General features: G+C 67.4%; 15 protein-coding genes. 4 read left to right on the top strand and 11 right to left on the bottom strand.

Annotation, left to right across the window (positions count from 1 at the left end):
- Positions 1–146: 146 nt before the first annotated feature.
- From ACFVWT_RS14510 to nirB, 3 genes are read right to left on the bottom strand one after another with little or no spacing between them, the layout of a single operon-like run.
- Entirely contained in the window at positions 147–1,301 is a 1,155-nt protein-coding gene (locus ACFVWT_RS14510; RefSeq protein WP_390249264.1) for a uroporphyrinogen-III synthase, read from the bottom strand.
- A gap of 19 nt (positions 1,302–1,320) precedes the next feature.
- Complete coding sequence (cobA, locus tag ACFVWT_RS14505; protein WP_390248904.1) at positions 1,321–2,355, bottom strand: uroporphyrinogen-III C-methyltransferase; 1,035 nt, start codon at positions 2,353–2,355, stop codon at positions 1,321–1,323.
- Between the two features lie 2 nt (positions 2,356–2,357).
- Positions 2,358–4,997, bottom strand: coding sequence for a nitrite reductase large subunit NirB (gene nirB / locus ACFVWT_RS14500; RefSeq protein WP_390248902.1), 2,640 nt, complete (start codon positions 4,995–4,997; stop codon positions 2,358–2,360).
- 281 nt (positions 4,998–5,278) lie between these two features.
- Here nirB and nirD point away from each other — a divergent pair, with 281 nt between their 5' ends.
- Positions 5,279–5,644 carry a nitrite reductase small subunit NirD gene (gene nirD, locus ACFVWT_RS14495; RefSeq protein ID WP_390248900.1) on the top strand — a complete coding sequence of 122 codons (366 nt, stop codon included), beginning with the start codon at positions 5,279–5,281 and terminating at the stop codon, positions 5,642–5,644.
- On the opposite strand, the gene ACFVWT_RS14490 is transcribed toward nirD, so the two are convergent.
- On the bottom strand, positions 5,645–7,387 hold the full coding sequence (locus tag ACFVWT_RS14490; RefSeq protein ID WP_390248898.1) for a phospho-sugar mutase: 1,743 nt from the start codon (positions 7,385–7,387) through the stop codon (positions 5,645–5,647). It lies immediately after the preceding gene.
- A gap of 95 nt (positions 7,388–7,482) precedes the next feature.
- On the opposite strand from ACFVWT_RS14490, the gene ACFVWT_RS14485 reads away from it, so the two are divergent.
- A complete protein-coding gene (locus tag ACFVWT_RS14485) occupies positions 7,483–7,968 on the top strand; it encodes an RrF2 family transcriptional regulator (RefSeq protein WP_390248896.1) in 486 nt (161 codons plus the stop codon).
- Between the two features lie 31 nt (positions 7,969–7,999).
- On the opposite strand, the gene ACFVWT_RS14480 is transcribed toward ACFVWT_RS14485, so the two are convergent.
- Positions 8,000–8,818 carry a purine-nucleoside phosphorylase gene (locus ACFVWT_RS14480; RefSeq protein WP_390248894.1) on the bottom strand — a complete coding sequence of 273 codons (819 nt, stop codon included), beginning with the start codon at positions 8,816–8,818 and terminating at the stop codon, positions 8,000–8,002.
- Between the two features lie 95 nt (positions 8,819–8,913).
- Here ACFVWT_RS14480 and ACFVWT_RS14475 point away from each other — a divergent pair, with 95 nt between their 5' ends.
- Positions 8,914–10,329, top strand: a complete 1,416-nt coding sequence (locus ACFVWT_RS14475) for an NAD(P)H-quinone dehydrogenase (RefSeq protein ID WP_390248892.1) — start codon at positions 8,914–8,916, stop codon at positions 10,327–10,329.
- 2 nt (positions 10,330–10,331) lie between these two features.
- Here the strand turns inward: ACFVWT_RS14475 and ACFVWT_RS14470 are convergent, their stop codons facing one another.
- The 5 genes from ACFVWT_RS14470 to ACFVWT_RS14450 all read right to left on the bottom strand — a co-directional run bounded on the left by ACFVWT_RS14470 (position 10,332) and on the right by ACFVWT_RS14450 (position 16,977).
- Positions 10,332–10,973: a hypothetical protein gene (locus tag ACFVWT_RS14470; protein WP_390248890.1), complete on the bottom strand. Its 642-nt coding sequence runs from the start codon at positions 10,971–10,973 to the stop codon at positions 10,332–10,334.
- Between the two features lie 102 nt (positions 10,974–11,075).
- Complete coding sequence (locus ACFVWT_RS14465; RefSeq protein ID WP_390248888.1) at positions 11,076–11,558, bottom strand: hypothetical protein; 483 nt, start codon at positions 11,556–11,558, stop codon at positions 11,076–11,078.
- 220 nt (positions 11,559–11,778) lie between these two features.
- Positions 11,779–13,380, bottom strand: coding sequence for an FAD-dependent oxidoreductase (locus ACFVWT_RS14460; protein ID WP_390248886.1), 1,602 nt, complete (start codon positions 13,378–13,380; stop codon positions 11,779–11,781).
- On the bottom strand, positions 13,377–15,563 hold the full coding sequence (locus tag ACFVWT_RS14455) for a molybdopterin oxidoreductase family protein (RefSeq protein ID WP_390248884.1): 2,187 nt from the start codon (positions 15,561–15,563) through the stop codon (positions 13,377–13,379). Before ACFVWT_RS14455 ends, ACFVWT_RS14460 begins: the two co-directional genes overlap by 4 nt.
- Position 15,564: 1 nt before the next feature.
- Positions 15,565–16,977, bottom strand: coding sequence for an MFS transporter (locus tag ACFVWT_RS14450; RefSeq protein WP_390248882.1), 1,413 nt, complete (start codon positions 16,975–16,977; stop codon positions 15,565–15,567).
- Positions 16,978–17,245: 268 nt separating this feature from the next.
- On the opposite strand from ACFVWT_RS14450, the gene ACFVWT_RS14445 reads away from it, so the two are divergent.
- Positions 17,246–18,658 (top strand): MFS transporter, encoded by a 1,413-nt coding sequence (locus ACFVWT_RS14445; protein WP_390248880.1) that lies wholly within the window; start codon positions 17,246–17,248, stop codon positions 18,656–18,658.
- 71 nt (positions 18,659–18,729) lie between these two features.
- On the opposite strand, the gene ACFVWT_RS14440 is transcribed toward ACFVWT_RS14445, so the two are convergent.
- A complete protein-coding gene (locus ACFVWT_RS14440) occupies positions 18,730–19,461 on the bottom strand; it encodes a glutamine amidotransferase (RefSeq protein ID WP_390248878.1) in 732 nt (243 codons plus the stop codon).
- Between the last annotated feature and the right edge of the window lie 72 nt (positions 19,462–19,533).

Raw genomic sequence — 19,533 nt, 5'->3', positions numbered from 1 at the left:
GACTCGCCGGACGCCACTGCGGCCACGTACCGGAGCGGTACGAACGCGGCCACGGGGCGGTCAGACGCAAACCATAGCGACATGTTCCCACTGCGGCCCGGGTCTGTCCACGGATTGCGGCCGCGGCCGGCGCCGGCAGGGAACCGCTAGACCCGGATCCGGTATCCGCGCTTGACCACGGTCTCCACCATGCGGCCGTCCGGCAGCGAGGACCGGAGCCGGCTGACAGTCATGTCCAGCGCGTGCACGGAGCCGCGCAGTTCGAGAAGTTCGGAGAGGGATTCCCGGGACAGGACGGCGCCTTCTGCGCCCAGCAGGGCCCGCAGCAGCAGGAGGGGCGCCGGGGCCATTTCGACCGGCTCCCCGTCGATCCGGAGTGACCGTCCGCGGAGTTCCACGTTTCCGGACCGGGTGTCCAGGCGGCGGACGTGGTTCAAGGCAAGGTGCTCGCAGACCAGCCGGATCAGGGCGCCCATCCGGAAGCGTTCCGGAATCAGCGGTGACAGGCCGGCGTCGATCAGCGGCTGGGCCGTGATGGGACCGACGACGGCGGTGGTGACGGTGGTCTTCAGAGCGTCGACGAGCTGCTTGTAGAGGCCCATCTCGTGCGCCGTGCTCCACATGGCGTCTACTGCGGGCGCGCTGGTGAAGGTCAGGACGTCCAGGTTGCCGCTGCAGGCTGCCTCGATCAGGCGCGGCAGTTTGTCCTCGCCGTCGGGCTTGACCCAGCGGTAGGGGGTTACCGTCAAGACGGTGGCGCCGGACATCTTGAGCCGTTCCAGCTGGCGGACGTCTGTGTAGCCGTGCAGCTGCACGGCCACGGTCTTGCCGCGGACGCCCTCCTTCAGGAGCATGTCCACCAGCGTGGCCGTCGTTTCGTCGCTGCTGATTCCGACGTCGGCAAGGCCGGCGGCGCGGACGGCGCCGCGTGCCTTGGGACCGCGGACAAACATGCGGCAGGCCGCGAGGGTCTCCAGCAGGTCGTCGCCGATCCCGGACGCGTCAGCCGCTTCGCACCAGCGGCGCATGCCGTAGGCGGTGGTGGCGATGCACAGGTCGGGCTGGGCGGCAATGATGGCCTTGGTGTCCTCGATGAGGCGCATGTCCTCCTGAACCGGCGCGATCTTGAGCGCGGGCGCGTGCAGCACCTCCGCTCCGCGCCGCTCCAGGGCCTCGATCAGGTCCTGGGAACGCCGATGCGACGTCACCCCGATCCGGAACCCCTCCAGGGGCGAATCGGGGGCGTCGGCAGCGGGCGAGTCCTGCGGGCCGGAGGCGGAAGCGGGGGCAATTGAGTTCATGGCGCTCATGTTTTTTCTTTCACGATTCCATCAGTGACGCTGCGAGGCGGTCGAGATCTGCCGCCGCCTCGGCGTGCCCGCGGTTGGCTTCAGCCACCCGCACCACCTCGCCGATGACCAGCACTGCCGGGTTGGTGCAGTCGGCAGCCGCGGTGACAATCGTACCCAGCTGGGCGATGGTGGTGCGCTGTCCGGGGCGGTAGCCGCGTTCGACGACGGCCATCGGCATCTCAGCCGGCATGCCCGCCCGGCGCAGGCCGGCGGCCAGCTGGTGCAGCGTTCCGATGCCCATGAGGACCACGATGGTCCCGCCCAGCCCGGCGAGGTGGGTGAGCTCCTTTTCGGTCAGCGGCGCGTGGCCCGACACCACGGTGAACATGTGGCTGACCTCGCGGTGGGTGACCGGGATCCCGGCCGCTGCCGGCACGGAGATGGCGCTGGTGACCCCGGACACCACCTTGACCGGCACCCCGGCAGCAACGCAGGCGGCAACTTCTTCGCCGCCGCGGCCGAACACGTAGGGGTCCCCGCCCTTGAGGCGGACCACGTTGTTGCCGGCCAGGGCGCTCTGCACCATGAGCTTTTCGATGTCGCCCTGGCTGACTTTGTGGTGGCCGGGCTGCTTGCCCACATCCACCAGTTCGGCCGAGGTCAGGGACGGCAGTTCCTGGTAGGGGGCCAGCCGGTCGTAGAACACGACGTCGGCATCGCGCAGCGCCTTGACGGCGGCAACGGTCAGCAGCTCGCCGACGCCGGGGCCGCCGCCCACCAGCGTTACGTGGCCCACTGCGCCGGCAGCCGGCTCCACCGCCACCGGGATGCCGGTTGAGCGGCAGCGGTCCAGCAGCGCGTCCCAGCCGGGCTGGCCGTCGTCGACGGCAGCCACGAGGAACGGGCGCTCGGGCAGCGGCCCGTCGTGGCTTGCTCCCTGCGGCGTGCTGAGCCGCGAGACGACGGCGCCGGCGGCCTGGTAGCGGCGGACCGCCTGCCGGGCGGCGTGGTCGGAGCCGGTGACCAGGATTTCGCGGCCGGTGAGATCAATGCTGAGCTGCATGCCTATACCTCGTTCTTGTCGAGTTCCGGGGTGGAGGGACGCATCGGGATGGTGGCCCCTATCAGGACCTTGCCTTTTTCCTCAGCGGTGGCCGGGCGCATCTGGCCGCGCTCGTCGGAGACGAACGTGATGGAGTCGTCCTTCTGGTCGGGGGCGTTGACGAAGGAACGGAACCGGCGCAGCCGCTCGGGATCCTTCAGGGTGTCCGCCCATTCGTCGACGTAGGTGTCAACATGCTTGGCCATCGCGGCCTCGAGTTCCTCGGCGATGCCCAGGGTGTCCTTGACCACCACATCCTCGACGTGCTTGATGCCGCCGTCGAGCTCTTCCTGCCAGCGAGCGGTGCGCTGCAGGCGGTCGGCGGTGCGGATGTAGTACATGAAGTACCGGTCGATGTACTTGATCAGGGTCTCGTCGTCGAGGTCCTTGGCCAGCAGCTGGGCGTGGGCCGGGGTGGCACCGCCGTTGCCGCCGACGTACAGGTTCCAGCCGTCAGCCGTGGCGATCACGCCGACGTCCTTGCCGCGGGCTTCGGCGCATTCCCGGGCGCAGCCGGAGACGCCCATCTTGAGCTTGTGCGGGCTGCGGAGGCCGCGGTAGCGCAGTTCCAGCTGGATGGCCATGGCCACCGAGTCCTGGACGCCGAAGCGGCACCAGGTGGAACCGACGCAGGACTTCACGGTGCGCAGGCTCTTGCCGTAGGCCTGTCCGGATTCGAAACCGGCGTCCACCAGTTCTTTCCAGATCTCCGGGAGCTGCTCCAGCCTGGCACCGAACATGTCGATCCGCTGGCCGCCGGTGATCTTGGTGTACAAGCCGTACTTCTCCGCCACGGCCGCGATGACGCCCAGTTTCTTCGGGGTGATCTCGCCGCCGGCGATGCGCGGGACCACCGAGTAGGTGCCGTCCTTCTGCATGTTGGCCAGGGCGCGGTCGTTGGTGTCCTGCAGGGTGCCGCGGCCGGCGTCGAGCACGTAGGCGCTGTTCTGGCTGGCCAGGATGTTGGCGATGGTCGGCTTGCAGATGTCGCAGCCGGTGCCGGTGCCGTACTTGGCCATGATCTCTTCGAAGGAGGTCAGTTCCAGGACCCGGATGGTCTCGAACAGTTCCTGGCGGGAGAGCTCGATGTGCTCGCACAGTGCCTTGGAAACCTCGACGCCGGACTTGGTCAGCTCGGTCTCGAGCAGCTTCTTGAGCATCGGCACGCAGGAGCCGCAGCTGGTTCCGGCCCGGGTGCAGCCCTTGAGCTCGCCTAGTTCCTGGACGGGAGCGTTGCCGTCGCAGGCGCCGCAGCCGTTGACGGCGTCGCGGATGGTTCCCGCCGACACGTTGTTGCAGGAACAGAGAATGGCGTCGTCCGGCAGTTCGGTCTCCGGGGCGTCCCCGCCGCCTGCAGCGGTGAGGTAGGCGCCGGGCTCGGCGGCGAGTTCGCGGCCCAGCATGGGACGGAGGCTTGTGTACGGGGTGGCGTCGCCCACGAAGATGCCGCCCAGGAGGGTCTTGGCATCGTCGGTGGTGACAATCTTCTGGTAGACGCCGCGGGCCGGGTCCGCGTAGACGATCTCCAGTGAGTGTTCGGTGCGGGCAAAGGCGTCGCCGAAGCTGGCAACGTCCACGCCGGAGAGCTTTAGCTTGGTGGCGGTGTCGAATCCCGGGAAGGTGGCGTCGCCGCCGTGCAGGCGGTCGGCCACGATTTCAGCCATGGTGTTGGCGGGCGCCACGAGGCCAAGGCACATGCCGCCGAAGTTTGCCACTTCGCCGATCGCCCAGATGCCGGGGATTTGGGTTTCACAGCCGTCGGTGATCACGACGCCGCCGCGCGGGCCGAGATCGAACAGCTGTTCCTCGCCTTCGGCGGCGCGGAAGAGTTCGTCGCGCGGCTTCACGCCAATGGCAACAATGACGAGGTCGGCGGGGATGATGCGGCCGTCCGCCATCAGCACGCCGGTGACCTGGCCGTCTTCGGAGAGCACCTCGGAGGGGAACACGCCTCCGTGGACGGTGAAGCCCTTGGCCTCGATCAGGCGGCCGAGGGCCTGGCCGGCGCCTTCATCCAGCTGGGTGTTCATGAGCCAGGGGGCGCCGTTGATAACAACGGGAGTCGCGCCGAGCTGTTCGGTGCCTGCGGCCGATTCGAGGCCCAGGAGCCCGCCGCCGATGGTGACGGCGGTGATCTTGCGGCCGAGCTTCTCGGTGAGTTCGGCGATCGCCTTGTTGATGGCCCATACGTCTTCGAGCGTGCGGTAGACGTGCACGTGCTCGGCGCCGGGGATCGGCAGGCGGGCGGCGTCGGAGCCGGTGGCCACCACAAGCTCGTCGAATTCATAGGTGTTGCCCGCTGCCGTCTCCACGGACTTCGCAGCGTGGTTGATCCTGATGACGCGTTCGCCGGTCTTCAGGGCCAGGGCGTCGTGGTCCCACATCGAGGCGCTGCCGAGGGTGAGGTCCACATCGCTGTCCGTGAGCGCCTTGCTGAGCGCTACGCGGTCGTAGGGGAGGTGGGCTTCCTCGGTAAGCACGGTTACCTGCCAGCCTTCAAGGCCACGGGCATGCATTGCGTCCGCAAAGCGGTGGGCCGCGGGGCCGCCGCCGGCGACCACGATGCGGCGTGGTGTCTGGGTGCTTGAAGTCTGTCCGGTCACTGTGGGCCTTTCGCATGGGCCGCAGACGGTGCTCTGCAGCTTGTCGTTCCAGACTAGGTACGCGCAGTTTCGCTTCAGTTTCCCTTATGTTTCGTGAACTTAACTTCTGCATCACGAACGGATTTCCGGACAGGTGAGTTGCCTTTTACGTCCCGGACACATTGACTGCACGCCGCCGAAACACCGCAGCCCTAGCTTGGAGATGTGGCCGCGTCGGCGGTCCGGGCCCGGCAGCCGTTCCATCGAGCGCCGGGCGGCAGGCAATGCGAGAGGGGCCGGAAATGACCGCAATACTTGAACTTGAAGACCAGAGCACCGGATTTGTGACGGGCTGGAACCGCGTCTGCGCAGTGGAGGAGCTGGAGCTGGCCTGGGGTGAGGCCGCACTGATCGCCGGCCGTCAGGTGGCATTGTTCCGCACCGCGCCCGCCGAAGTTTTCGCCGTGGCCCAGGAAGATCCCGCCACGGGCGCCCATGTGATGGCCCGCGGCATTGTGGGCTCCCGCGGGAATCGCCAGACCATTGCGTCGCCGCTGCACAAAGAGGTCTACGACCTCGAAACAGGTGAGTGCTTTGGAACCGCAGGGCTCCGCCTCCCCACGTTCCGCACCCGTGTGGTGGATGGTTTCGTCGAGGTTGAGCTCTAGCTAGAGCCCCAGGGCCTCCCGCACATCTACCAGGACGCCGTCGAGCGCTGCCCGTGCTGCCTGCCGTGCCTCGGGCAGCTCGGCAGCTGAGCCCACGCTCCGGATGACCTCGAGGTAGCACTTGAGCTTCGGTTCCGTGCCGCTGGGACGAATGATCACCCGGCTGAGGTCCTTCGTGAGGTAGAGCAGCCCGTCCGTCGGCGGCAGGGCTTCGCTGCCTTCGGCCAGATCCCTGAACGTTTCGACGGCGGACCCGCCGAAGGATTCCGGCGGCCCCACGCGTAGCCGGTTCATCATGGCGTCCAGCAGGCCCAGGTCCGCCACCCGGATACTGAGCTGGTCGCTGGCGTGCAGACCGTGCACCAGGTACAGCTCGTCGAGGGTATCGAAGATGGTCTTGCCGTCCGCTTTCGCCGCGGCCGCAAGCTCCGCGATGAGTACGGCGGCGGAAATGCCGTCCTTGTCCCGGACCAGGTCCGGGGCCACGCAGTATCCCAGCGCTTCCTCGTAGCCGTAGAGCAGGCCCGGAACGCGGGAAATCCACTTGAAACCGGTCAGGGTTTCCTCATGGGCGTACCCGGCGGCAGCGGCGATCCGCGCCAGCAGCCGCGAGGAAACAATCGAGTTCGCGAAGACACCGCGTGCCGGGCTTTCGCCGCCGGCAGCGAGCCTGGCCACAATGTGCGCCCCCAGCAATGCGCCCACTTCATCGCCCCGCAGCATGCGCCAGGCACCCGTGTCCGGATCCTTGGCGGCCACGGCGGCACGGTCCGCGTCGGGGTCGTTGGCCAGCACGATGTCGGCGTCCACGCGGGCCGCCGTTTCCAGCGCAAGATCCAGGGCACCCGGTTCCTCCGGGTTGGGGAAGCTAACTGTCGGGAAGTCCGGGTCCGGCCGCGCCTGTTCGGAAACCAGGGTGACGTCGTCGAATCCTGCCGCCTTGAGCACAGCTACGGCGGTGTCGCCGCCCACCCCGTGCATGGGGGTCAGGACGATCTTCAGGTCACGGGCCGGGAACTGCGCGGGCAGCGCCAGGGCAGCCACCGCAGCCTGGTAGTCCGCAGCGATTGAGGGTTCCAGGACGGTCCAGCCCGCGGGGGCCAGGGTAATGGAGTCCAGGGCGCCCACGCGGTCGATTTCCGCGGCGATCAGGGCGTCGTAGGGTGCCACGATCTGCGCCCCGCAGCCGTTGTCTTCCACTGCGTGCCTGCCGAGGTACACCTTGTAGCCGTTGTCCTGCGGCGGGTTGTGGCTGGCTGTCACCATCACGCCGCCGTCGCAATCCAGGGCGCGGACAGCGTAGGCGAGCAGCGGAGTCGGAAGCGCCTGCGGCATCAGGAAGGTCTCGATTCCCGCGGCAGTGAAGACAGCGGCGGTCTCCTCGGCGAAAACGTCGGAGTTGTAGCGGGCGTCATAGCCGACGACGGCGCGGGGCCGGGTGCCCGGGGAGGCGTCCGCAACGGCGGCGGTCAGGAAGGCGGCGAAACCGGCCGCGGCGCGCCGGACCACGACGCGGTTCATCCGGTTTGGCCCGGGCCCCAGCGCGGCGCGGAGGCCTGCGGTGCCAAACTGCAGCGTTCCGCTGAAGCTGTCTTCAAGCTCCTGGCGGGCGGCGGGTACTCCGTCCCCGGAACGCTGGATGAGTTCTGTCAAAGCGGCGGCAGTGGCGGGATCCGGGTCCTGGGCGGCCCAGTCGCGGGCGTCGCTCAGCAGTTGCGGAAGGTCGGCATCGGAAGACGTCATAGGAACAAAGCTATCGCCTAACCTCCGCGATTGGCTGTCCGACAAGCGCAGGGGCACCTTGACAGTAAATTTTCCGGACACGTAATGTCTGAAAAATGAAGATGGGGCAGGGGGTTGAGTGGGCGCTGCACTGCTGCGTCAACATGTCCTGGGCCCCTTCGGGTGAGGCGGTGAACAGTGCCAGGCTGGCTGAGTTGTATCAGTTGCCGGCCGCTTACCTGAACAAACAGCTGCAGGCGCTGGTCCGTGCAGGCATCCTGTTTTCCGTCTCCGGGCCTCGCGGCGGTTTCCAGCTGGCTCGGGCCGCGGAGAAGATCACCGTGCTGGACGTTGTCCTGGCCATTGAGGGTCCGGAACCCGCTTTTCGCTGCGAATCCATTCTTGCGAGCGCGCCCGGGGCGGATCCCGGTGAAGACTATCTCCGCAGTTGCCTGGTGTCCCAGACCATGCGGCAGGCCGAGCTGGCGTGGCGGCAGACGCTCTCCCGGCAGACTATTGCGGGCATTGCCGCCTCCGTTGAGCGGAAGTTTCCCGGCTCCCGGAAGGAAATCCTCCGCCGGCTGATGCCCGCCAGGAGTTAGTGCCTGGCGGGCGCGGCTGCGCCGTGTCGCCTCAGAGCTTGGCGATGATTTCCGCGAGCAGCTTGGAGATGCGCGGTCCGGCGGCCTGCCCGGCTTCCAGCACTTCCTCATGGCTCAAGGGCGCCGGGCTGATGCCGGCGGCAAGGTTGGTCACCAGCGAGATGCCGAAGACCTCCATGCCGGCGTGGCGGGCGGCGATGGCCTCCAGGGCTGTGGACATGCCCACCAGGTCGGCGCCGATCCGCTTGGCGTACTGCACTTCAGCCGGCGTTTCGTAGTGCGGGCCGGTGAACTGCGCGTACACGCCTTCGTCGAGGGAAGGGTCAACTTCGCGGGCCAGTCCGCGGATCCGTGCCGAGTACAGATCTGTCAGGTCAACGAACGTTGCGCCTTCCAGCGGCGACGTGGCGGTGAGGTTTATGTGATCTTTGATGAGCACGGGAGTGCCGGGAGTCCAGTCCTCGTTGAGGCCTCCGCAGCCGTTGGTCACCACCAGAACCTTGCACCCGGCCGCCGCAGCGGTCCGGACCCCGTGCACCACGGCGCGGACGCCCTTGCCCTCGTAGTAGTGCGTCCGGGCGCCCAGCACCAGGGCCCGCTTGCCTTCCCTGGTGAGGACGGAGCGGATGGTGCCTACGTGGCCCTCCACTGCCGGTGCGGAGAAACCGGGGACCTCGTCCGCGGACAGCGTGGCGGTGGTCTCGCCGATCAGGTCCGCGGCGTCGCCCCAGCCCGAGCCGAGCACCAGGGCGACGTCGTGGCTGTCCACGCCCGTCTCCTCGGCGATGTAGTCGGCGGCGGCGCGCGCGGCGTCAAAAGGGTCCGTGTTCAGGAATTCTGTATTACTCACTGGTACAAGTTATCGTGCCCGCGGTGCCGTGCCCAGCAGTGGCGCAGGTCCCTTTTATTGGTGTGCGGCGGCGGATGGGTAGAGAATGGATCTTTGTGACTACGCATCCGGATTTCAGCTCACCCCGCATCGCAATACTCGGCGGAGGGCCCGGCGGCTATGAAGCCGCCATGGTGGCAGCCTCGCTGGGGGCTCAGGTCACCATCATTGAGCGGGCGGGCCTGGGCGGCTCGGCGGTGCTCACCGACGTCGTGCCTTCAAAAACGCTGATCGCGACAGCGGACCTGATGACCCGCGTCGGCGAGGCGGGGGAGCTGGGCGTCAAGTTCGACGTCGACGGCGGCGATTTCGCCCCCGTGATGCGAGCGGACCTGAAACACATCAACGACCGGCTGCTCGGCCTGGCGCGGAAGCAGTCAGAGGACATCCGTGCCGGCCTGGAACACCAGGGCGTGCGCATTTTGATTGGCTCCGGCAAGCTGCTGGACAGCCACACCATCGAGGTCCTCACCGTGGACGGCACCGAGACAGTGGAAGCGGACACCATCCTGCTTGCGGTGGGCGCCCACCCGCGTGAACTTCCCACCGCCCGGCCCGACGGCGATCGGATCCTCAACTGGGCGCAGATCTACAACATGGACGAACTCCCCGAAGAACTCATCGTGGTGGGATCCGGCGTGACCGGCGCCGAATTCGCCTCCGCCTACAACGGCCTCGGCTCCAAGGTCACCCTGATTTCCAGCCGCGACCGCGTGCTGCCGGGCTCTGACACCGACGCTGCCGAGGTCCTGGAGGGCGTCTTTGAACGCCGCGGCGTGAAGGTGCTTTCCCGGTCACGCGCTGAAACCGTGGAACGCACGGACGACGGCGTGGTGGTCACCCTGGGCGACGGCTCCAAGGTCACCGGCAGCCACTGCCTGGTCTGTGTGGGCTCCATTCCCAACACGGCCGGCATCGGGCTGGAGGAAGCCGGCGTGGCGCTCAGCGAGAGCGGCCACATCAAGGTGGACGGCGTCTCCCGCACCACCGCGCCGAACATCTATGCCGCCGGCGACTGCACCGGCGTCCTAGCGCTGGCCTCCGTCGCAGCCATGCAGGGACGCATCGCCGTGGCCCACTTCATGGGCGACAGCGTCACCCCGCTCAAGCTGCACCAGGTGGCTTCGAATATCTTCACCTCGCCGGAGATCGCGTCGGTTGGCGTGTCCGAAGCGGAAATCGACTCCGGCAAGTACCAGGGCGACGTCGTGAAACTGTCCCTGCGCAGCAACGCCCGCGCCAAGATGCGCAACCACCGGGACGGCTTCGTCAAGATTTTCGCCCGCAAGGGCTCCGGCACCGTGATCGGCGGTGTGGTGGTGGGGCCGAACGCCTCCGAGCTGATCTTCGCGATCTCCATCGCAGTCACGCAGAAACTGCACGTCGACGACGTCGCAAGCACCTTCACGGTGTACCCGTCGCTCAGCGGTTCCATCTCGGAGGCGGCACGGCGCCTGCACGTTCATATGTAACGTCAGGCGGGCAAGGCACCCGCGTGCTCGGTGGACATCGCGGCGCGGGTCATCCGGGCCGCCACCAGAAACAGCAGTCCGGTGACCAGCGGGATCACGCTGATGGCGGAGAGAGACACTACTCCCGCGAGGTTGCCCAAGGCTGATAAGGCGATCGGCCCAAGGCCGAGGGCCACGAGCAGCCAGCCCGCAGTGGCCGTTCGTTTCAGGCCCAGGACGGCTGCCGGGAACGCGAGCACCAGCACGGCCACTGCGCGGACCGGGCCGTTGGCGTTCTCGAACTCGCGCCACGACACGGAATCCAGGGCGAACCAAATTCCCGCCATGACCACCAACGCGGTCAGCAGGGCCAGCACCCGTGCAGCCCATGAGGGACGAAGCCAGGCAAGGACGGCGAGCACGGCCAGGGGAACGGCCCACCACAAAACCAGCATGACTCCCTCGGTGCCGCCGGGATCAGTCAGGGCGTAGCCGCTGATGAACAGGCCGGCGAGGACCGTGAATACCGTCATGATGGCGGCTGCCGTCCACACCAGTGCACGGGCACGGACGGAACGGTCCGGCCGCCGCAGGGAGACGATCCCCGTGACGGCGGCAGCAACGATGAGCGCGGCCGCGGCCAGGAAGATCGTGACGCTGAACATGGCAACCCCTCCGTCTGAAGCTCGGACCGTAGCTTCCATGACACCCCGGGGGCACGGGCGGGGCAAGGGGCATAAGTCCCTTGGACCACGCGCCCTGCGTCCCTAGCGGATGGCAGCAAGAATCGTTTTGAGGGCGTCCTCCGGCATGGCGCCAGGAATGTTGCCGAGTGAAGCGTTGAAGACGTGGGTGCCGGTGCAAACCTGTGCTTCGTTGACACCGGCTTCCTTGGTGGCGGTCCAAGCGGACCACCCACGTTCCCGGGCAACGCTCTCCACCTGAGTTACTCCGGGGGTCAGCCCACTGTACTTGCAGCCTTCCGCCAGCCACGATGGCATCTCACCGGGAGCAGATAAGTCGGCGAAGGTCAGCACGGCATAGGGTTCAGTTTCTTCACCGGACTCAGAATAGGCGCAGCCGGTCGAATCCGGGGACGTCCGAAGGTTTCCCGCGGGTTCATATCGTGGCAGCCCCGGAAAGCGCGCCAAGTACACCGCCCCGGCCGCGCAGAAGTCCGGTGCCGGCTGCCCTGACGTGGGAAGCCCGGTCGGGGAATCGGGGAGAAGGCCGGCTGATTCCGTCGACATGGAAGGGCTTGTCACGGCCTGTTGAACAGCCGGCCCGGTGCCGGACGCCTCCGGTCCCGGCGCAGGAACGGCGCACCCCGAAATCACCAGTGTCAACGCAGCAGTCAGAACCCCCGTCACAGCCGGATTCACGGCACCCCCTCGTCGATGATGGTTCAGGCTAGCAGGCGGGGATGCCGGAGCGGCAGGGGCCCTGGCGGGTCCGTAGGGTCACCTCACGTCAGGCGGCTGCTGCCGCCTGGAAGTGTTTTTCGATGATGTCCTTGATGTCGGAGTGGCAGCCGCCGCAGCCGGTGCCGGCGCGGGTGGCGCCGGAAACCTCTGCCACGGTGGAGCAGCCGTCAACAACAGCATCCTGGATCTTGGTGCCGCTGACGCCGGCGCACCGGCAGACGGTGCGCGCGGGGTCGCTGTTGCCCGGGGCCGCCAGCTGGTCGGGGCCATCCAGGCGCAACAGGAGCGACCTGTCGGCGGGGAGCTCATCGCCGCGCTCGAACAGGGACACCAGCTCCGCAGCGGTGCGGGGCATGCCCACGGCCACGAGGCCCTCCAGGACGCCGCCGCGCGTGGTCATCTTGACGTAGCGGCCGTGTTCCGGATCCGCCCACTGCGCGATCTGCAGGCGCGGGCGGCCGTTCACCGCACCAGCCGTAAGGACCTCGTCGTCCCACGGCTCGGCTGCGTTGTCACCGGCCACGGCCATGTTCAGGCCCCGGGCCTTGAGGACGATAACACCCGGCTTTTCCATCGGCAGCTCGGGCAGGGAATTCGCCGCGTCGGCCAGCCCTGCGTCGCCGGACCCGTCACCGGGTCCCGCCGTGGATCCCTCGGACAGGAGGGTCAGGTACTCGGCGAGCCATTCCGCCTGGCGCCAGCCCGGGCCCACCAGCCCGGAGGGGCCCGCCGCGCTGCGGCATTCGCTGCAGGACGGATCCGGGCAGCGGACTTCGGCGCAGTCGCCGATCGCGAAAATGTGCGGCTCGTGGTGCGCCCGCAGCTTGTGGTCCACCAGGATGCCCGCGCCGGTGGACAGCCCGCAGCCTTCGGCCAATTCCACGCGCGGCCGGACGCCGCAGGAGAGCACCAGAAGGTCGCCGTCGATCGCTGAACCGTCATCCAGCAGCAAAGCGGAGAATCCGCCGTCGGGAGCGTTGTGTTCGAGGCCGGTGGAGCGCGCATTGCCGGCCATCCGTACGCCGCAGTTCCGCAGGCTGGCGGCCAGCACCGCTCCGCCGCCGCGGTCGATGTTCCGGCCCAGCGGGTGCGGACCGTTGTGGACCACGGTAACCGTGGCACCTTCTTCGGCGGCGGCCAGGGCCGTTTCGAGTCCCAGGACGCCGCCGCCCAGCACCACTACGCGCTTGCCGCCGGAAACAGCCTGGCGGAGCACCTCGGCATCGCGCAGGTCGCGCAGCGCGGTCACGCCGGCGGGCAATACCGGGTGCGCCGGGTCAGGGTTGAGGCCGGTCAGGTTGGGGATGACCGGACGCGAACCTGTGGCAAAGACGAGCCGGTCATAGCGGGGCCTGGTGCCGTCCGTGAGGATCACCTGCTGGCGGGCGCGGTCCACCCGGCGGACGCGGACGCCGAGCCGGACGTCCACGCCGTCGGCGATCAGCGCGGCGGCGTCGGACAGCGCCAGAGCCCCGGCAGTGGTGCGCCCGACGCCGAGGTCGGCCACCAGCACGCGGTTGTAGGCGGCGTCCGCCTCCTCGCCGATCACCGTCAGGTGCGCCAGCCCGCTGCGGACGGCGGGCAGCAGCTCATCGACCAGCCGCGCGGCAACCGGACCAAAGCCAACAATTACTATCTGCTCACTCATGAGGCCTCCGATGCCTGAAGAACGCTGTGCTGAAGTCCGTTGGCGGCCACCCGCACCCAGACCTTGTTGAATTTGAACTCGGGCATCCCGGAAATGGGATCGGTGGCGGCCTCCGTCAGGCGGTTGGCGCTCTCGAGTTCCGGGAAGTGGAACGGCAGGAAGACCGTTTCGGGCCGGATGGCGGTGCTGAGTTCCGCCCGGCACAGCACCTCGCCCCGTTCGTTGGCCACGGATACAAACGCGCCGTCGGTGATGCCCATGGTCGCGGCTGCTGCGGGGTGGATCTGCAGCTTTGCCTCCGGCTGGGAATCCAGCAGCTCCGACACCCTGCGGGTCTGCGACCCCGACTGGTAATGCTCCAGAAGGCGGCCGGTAATGAGCGTCATGGATTTGGCGTCCTGATCGGGGTTCGGAACAGGAGTACGACGGCGGCGGGGCGCCACCGGCGTCATGACCGCCTTGCCATCGGCATGTGCAAAACCGTCCAGGAACAGCCGCGGCGTGCCGGTGCTTCCCACGGGGTAGGGCCAGTAGGCGGCCTCGCCGCGGTCAAGCATGGCGTAGTCGATGCCCGAGTAGTCGGCGAGACCGCCGGCCGAGGCCAGGCGCAGTTCCTCGAAGACCGTCTCGGGATCCTCGCTGTAGGTGGACGGGGCATCGAGCGCTTCGGCGAGCCGTGCCATGATCCAGAGTTCGCTGCGGGCTCCGGCCGGCGGCTGCAGGGCACGGCGGCGGCGCAGCACGCGCCCCTCAAGGTTGGTCAGCGTGCCTTCCTCCTCCGCCCACTGCAGGACCGGCAGGATGAGGTCTGCTTCGGCGGCCGTTTCGGAGACGAAGAAATCGCAGACCACCAGGAAGTCGAGGCTGCGGAGGCCCGCAATGACTGCGTTGGCATCGGGGGAGGCCACCGCGATGTTGGAGGCGTGCACGAAGAGGCAGCGGACGCCGTCGGGCTGTCCGAGGGACTTCAGGAGCTGGACGGCGGGGAGGCCGGGCCCGGGAATCAGTGATTCCGGCACGCCCCACACCTGGGCCACATGCGCGCGGGCCGCGGGGTCGGTGATTTTCCGGTAGCCGGGGAGCTGATCGGCTTTTTGGCCGTGTTCACGGCCGCCCTGGCCGTTGCCCTGGCCGGTGAGGGTGCCGTAGCCGCTGCGGGCGGAACCCGGCAGTCCGAGCAGCAGGCTCAGGTTTATGGCGGCGGTGGCGGTGTCCGTCCCGTCCACGTGCTGTTCCACGCCGCGGCCCGTCAGGATGTAGCTGCCGCCCTTGGTGGCCCCCTGGGCCAGCCGCCGGGCAGTCTCCCGGATCAGGTCTGCGGGCACGCCGGTCAGGGACTGGACCCGTTCGGGCCAGAAGGCGTTGACGCTGCGGACCACGGCGTCGAAGCCGCTGGTGCGCGCCTGAATGAATTCGGTGTCGGCCAGGCCTTCATGAATGACCACGTGCGAAAGGCCCAGCAGCAGGGCGAGGTCGGTGCCCGGCAGGGGCTGCAGGTGCAGGCCGCCGCCGTCGGAGGTGAACGCGGCAGTGGCGGAGCGGCGGGGGTCCACTACGATCAGCCCGCCGGCGTCGCGTACTCCCTGCAGGTGCTGCACGAAGGGCGGCATGGTCTCGGCCACATTGGAGCCGAGCATCAGGATGGTGCTGGCGCTGTCGAGGTCTTCGAGCGGGAACGGGAGTCCGCGGTCCACGCCGAATGCCCTCATGCCGGCGGCGGCCGCGGAGGACATGCAGAACCGGCCGTTGTAGTCGATCCGGGACGTGCCCAGGGCGAGCCGGGCGAACTTGCCCAGCATGTACGCCTTTTCGTTGGTGAGGCCGCCGCCGCCGAAAACGCCGACGGCGTCCGCGCCATAGCGTGAGCGGGTGTCCTTGACGGCTGCGGTGATGAGGTTCAAGGCGTCGTCCCAGCCCACGGGACGGTGGACTCCGTCGGAGCCCTTCAGCATCGGCTCGGTGACGCGTCCGGGGTGGTTCAGCAGGGACGCTGACGTCCAGCCCTTGCGGCAGAGGCCGCCGCGGTTGGTGGGGAAGTCGCGTCCGGATACCTTCAGGACGGGCGGAGCCGGCACGGGGTCTGACCCCGGCTGGACAGCCGGGGTCAGAGCCGCTGGGGACTTCAGCGTCATGGCGCACTGCAAGGCGCAGTAGGGGCAGTGCGTGTCGGCGCTTGTGGTCATGTTAGACGTGTCCCATCGCATTTCGGTTGGCGTTGCGGATGTAGCAGGCCCAGCAGACCGCGAGCATCAGGACGTATGCCCCGACGAAGCCGTAGAAGGCGGGGGTGTACGAACCGCTTGCCTGGTTGGAGGCGTTCAGCACCTGGGGGATAACGAACCCGCCGTAGGCGCCGATGGCCGAGATCAGGCCGAGGGCGGAGGACGCCAGGCGCTGGGTGGCCACCGTGCTGGCGCCGTTGCGTGCTGCCCGGCTGTTGGTGGCGAAGATGATGGGGATCATCCGGTAGGTGGCGCCGTTTCCGAAGCCGCTGGCGGTGAAGAGCATCAGGAAGAGCACCAGGAACAGCCAGAAGTTCTTGAGCGGCAGGGTCCAGATCATGGTGAGCGTGATGACCGCCATCGAGGCGAAGGCGGCAACGGTCATGCGGGCGCCGCCCATCCGGTCCGCCATCCGTCCGCCGTACGGGCGGGCCAGGGAGCCGACCAGCGGGCCGAGGAACGCGAGGGACAGTGCAACCGTACCCACTCCGATGGAGGAGAACGCGGGGAAGTAGTCCTTGATGAGTTTGGGGAATACACCGGCGAAGCCGATGAATGAACCGAAGGTGCCGATGTAGAGCAGCGCCATGATCCACAGGTGCGGTTCCTTCAGTGCAGCCACGGATCCGGCCACGTCACCCTTGGCACTGGTGAGGTTGTCCATGTACTTGAAGGCGCCGAACGCGGCGAGCAGGATCAGCGGCACCCACATGAGCCCTGCGACCGGAAGGTTGACGGTTCCGGCGGCCAGCAACGTGATGGCGATCGGGACGGCGAGCTGTGCGACGGCGGCACCGAGGTTTCCGCCGGCGGCGTTCAGGCCCAGGGCCCAGCCCTTTTCGCGGGCCGGGTAGAAGAACGTGATGTTGGCCATCGAGCTCGCGAAGTTGCCGCCGCCGAAGCCGGCAAGGGCAGCGACCAGGAGCATGACGCCGAACGGTGTCTCCGGGTTGGAGACGCAGAGTGCGAGTCCGGTGGAGGGGATCAGGAGCAGCAGCGCGGAGACGATGGTCCAGTTGCGGCCGCCGAACCTTGGGACCATGAACGTGTAGGGGATGCGAAGGGTTGCACCCACCAGGCTGGGCATGGAGATCAGCCAGAAGATTTCGGACGTGGAGAAAGTGAAGCCTGCTGCGGGGAGCTGGACCACGACGATGGACCAGAGCTGCCAGACGACAAAGCCGAGGAATTCGGCGAAGATGGACCAGTTCAGGTTCCGCCGCGCGATGGAGCGGCCCTGGGTCTCCCACTGCTCCTTGTTCTCGGCATCCCAGTTGGCGATCCAACGGCCGGGGCGGACTTCAAGGGCGGGGGCTTCAGCGGTGCGGGTAGTGCCGGGCTGTGCGCCGGCCTCTGCCGTGCGGTCAACAGTCACGGTGTACCTCCTTTGGGGGATTGTTGTTCTTCAAAGGTAGGGACGGCGCGTTTCGTGGACCGTCGCCGTTTGTTAACGTGCTGTGAAGTTTGCCTATCGGAGCACGAGCCACGGCGTGAGGCGCCGTTAATGAGACAAATCGAAAAGTCCGCATAATGGACCGTTTGTCCAGTCACTGGACGGCGGGAACTATTATTGAGAGATACGTATCCCTTAGCCGGGCAGTCTTTTGGGGCACCCGCCCGGTTTCTCACGAAAGCGTTACTACATGTCATCCACTGCCACCTCACCGCAGCCGGGGTCAGCCAAGCAGGTTAACTCGCGCGGGCGCGTGATCGTCGCCAGCCTCATCGGCACCACCGTTGAGTTCTACGACTTCTACGTCTACGCCACTGCCGCTGTGCTCGTATTCCCCAAGCTGTTCTTCCCGGGACAGAACGAGACCACCCAGCTGCTGAGTTCCTTCGCCGTGTTCGGTGTCGCGTTCATCGCCCGGCCGCTCGGTTCCGTGGTCTTCGGCCACTTCGGGGACAAGTTCGGCCGCAAGGGCACCCTGGTGGCATCGCTGCTGACCATGGGCATCGCAACGTTCCTGATCGGTTGCCTCCCCACGGCCCTTGTGCCGGGCTGGGGTTTCTGGGCGCCGGCACTCCTGGTGGTCATGCGCTTCGCCCAGGGCCTGGCCCTCGGCGGGGAATGGAGCGGCGCGGCCCTCCTGGCCACCGAGAACGCCCCCGCCAACAAGCGTGCCATCTACGGCACTTTCCCGCAGTTGGGTGCGCCCATCGGCTTCATCATTGCCAACGTGATCTTCCTCGTGGCCAGCTACCAGCTGTCCCCGCAGGCATTTGAGGCCTGGGGCTGGCGGGTTCCGTTCCTGCTCAGCGCCGTCATGGTGATCATCGGGCTCTATGTCCGACTCAAGTTGATTGAAACGCCGGCCTTCACCAAGGTCCTGGAATCCAATGAAGTGGCCAAGCTCCCCATCGGCCGTGTTTTCAAGACCAGCTGGCGCCCGCTCATCCTGGGTACATTCATCATGCTGGCCACCTACGTGCTGTTCTACCTGATGACCACCTTCACCCTCACCTACGGGACACGCCCCGCGACGCTGGACGCCGCGAAGGCCGCCGCCGAGAAGGCCGGGAAGCCGATGACCGAGGCCGCAGCCGCTGCGTTCGTCCCCGGCCTGGGCTACACGCGCAACGACTTCCTCTGGATGCTGATTGCCGGCGTCGTGTTCTTCGGCATTTTCACCCTGGTATCCGGCCCGCTGGCAGAGAAGTACGGCCGCCGCAAGATGCTCATCGCGGTCACTGCGGGAATCTTCGTCTTTGGGCTGCTGTTCGTCCCGCTGTTCAGCGGCGGCTTCGTGGGCACCATGGCCCTGCTGATCCTCGGCTTCACGCTGATGGGCCTGACCTTCGGACCCATGGGAGCGCTGCTGCCCGAACTGTTCCCCACTAACGTCCGGTACACCGGGTCCGCCGTGAGCTACAACGTCTCCAGCATCCTGGGTGCGGCTGTGGCCCCCTTTATCGCCGTGTGGCTGTGGGAGATGGCCAAGGGCAGCCCCGTGCTGGTGGGCGTCTACCTCAGCGCCATGGCGGTACTGACACTGGTGGCACTCTTCCTAAGCAAGGAGACGCGGGACCTGGACTACGAGAACAACGTAGCCTGACCCGATTATCCGACACCTGGAAATGCCCGGCACCCTTCGCGGGGGTGCCGGGCATTCGTCATTTAAGGCCGCTACCTTGCGTAGCGCTCTACGAAGTTGCTGAGGATTTTCATCGGTTCCGCTGCCGTGAACTGCCGGGCGTTCTCCATCAGCACCTCCGCCGACTCCGGCGGGAAGTAGCCGGCATGGCGGTAGATGTCGATCCGGGTGACCAGCCCGTCGGCATCGAGCTCCGGGTGGAACTGGGTGGCGTACAGGTTGGCCTTGATCCGGAACATGTGCACCGGGCAGGCTGCGGAACTGGCCAGGAGCACCGCGTGGGAGGGAAGGACGCTGACGGCTTCCTTGTGGCCGGTGAAGGCCGTGAAGCTCTCCGGCAGTCCGCGCAGGAGGGGATCCTGCCTGCCTTCCATTGTGAGGTTGATGGTGGTGCCGCCCAGGCCCTCGCCGTAGGTCCGGTCAATGACCGCGCCCTGGTGCAGGCCCAGCGTGCCCACGCCGTAGCAGGCGCCGAGGAACGGGAAATCCGCCGGCACAATGCGGTCCAGCAGCAGGCGAAGTTCACGCTCCACCCGGTGCTGGGCTGCGCTTTTGTGGTCCGCCGGGTCGCTGGAGGTGAAGGGGCTGCCGCCTACGATCACTCCGGAGTAATCGGACAGGTCCAGCGCAGGCATGGGGCATGCTTCCATCCGGATGCGCCTCAGCTGCGCCGGTTCAAGTCCGCCATAACGCAGGTAGGCCTCGTATTCTTCCTCGGCGGCCTTGTCCTCGGCGCGCGACGCAAGCAGTAGAAAAGGCTTCACACGCTAAGTCTGCATGGAGCCGCCCCCGGGCGCCATGGGCGCGCCGGGGGCGGCGGGCAGTGCTGTGCCGGC

This window comes from Arthrobacter sp. NPDC058288 (assembly GCF_042880995.1).
GTDB lineage: Bacteria > Actinomycetota > Actinomycetes > Actinomycetales > Micrococcaceae > Arthrobacter.
This window is presented reverse-complemented; position numbering and strand designations above follow the sequence as displayed.

Excerpts from the sequence above, each read along its gene's own strand:
- ACFVWT_RS14465 (WP_390248888.1), bottom strand. The coding sequence starts at position 11,558 with ATGTCGACGGAATCAGCCGGCCTTCTCCCCGATTCCCCGACCGGGCTT.
- ACFVWT_RS14470 (WP_390248890.1), bottom strand. The coding sequence starts at position 10,973 with ATGTTCAGCGTCACGATCTTCCTGGCCGCGGCCGCGCTCATCGTTGCT.
- nirD (WP_390248900.1), top strand. The coding sequence starts at position 5,279 with ATGACCGCAATACTTGAACTTGAAGACCAGAGCACCGGATTTGTGACG.
- ACFVWT_RS14485 (WP_390248896.1), top strand. The coding sequence starts at position 7,483 with ATGAAGATGGGGCAGGGGGTTGAGTGGGCGCTGCACTGCTGCGTCAAC.
- ACFVWT_RS14460 (WP_390248886.1), bottom strand. The coding sequence starts at position 13,380 with ATGAGTGAGCAGATAGTAATTGTTGGCTTTGGTCCGGTTGCCGCGCGG.
- ACFVWT_RS14455 (WP_390248884.1), bottom strand. The coding sequence starts at position 15,563 with ATGACCACAAGCGCCGACACGCACTGCCCCTACTGCGCCTTGCAGTGC.
- ACFVWT_RS14510 (WP_390249264.1), bottom strand. The coding sequence starts at position 1,301 with ATGAACTCAATTGCCCCCGCTTCCGCCTCCGGCCCGCAGGACTCGCCC.
- ACFVWT_RS14490 (WP_390248898.1), bottom strand. The coding sequence starts at position 7,387 with ATGACGTCTTCCGATGCCGACCTTCCGCAACTGCTGAGCGACGCCCGC.
- cobA (WP_390248904.1), bottom strand. The coding sequence starts at position 2,355 with ATGCAGCTCAGCATTGATCTCACCGGCCGCGAAATCCTGGTCACCGGC.
- ACFVWT_RS14445 (WP_390248880.1), top strand. The coding sequence starts at position 17,246 with ATGTCATCCACTGCCACCTCACCGCAGCCGGGGTCAGCCAAGCAGGTT.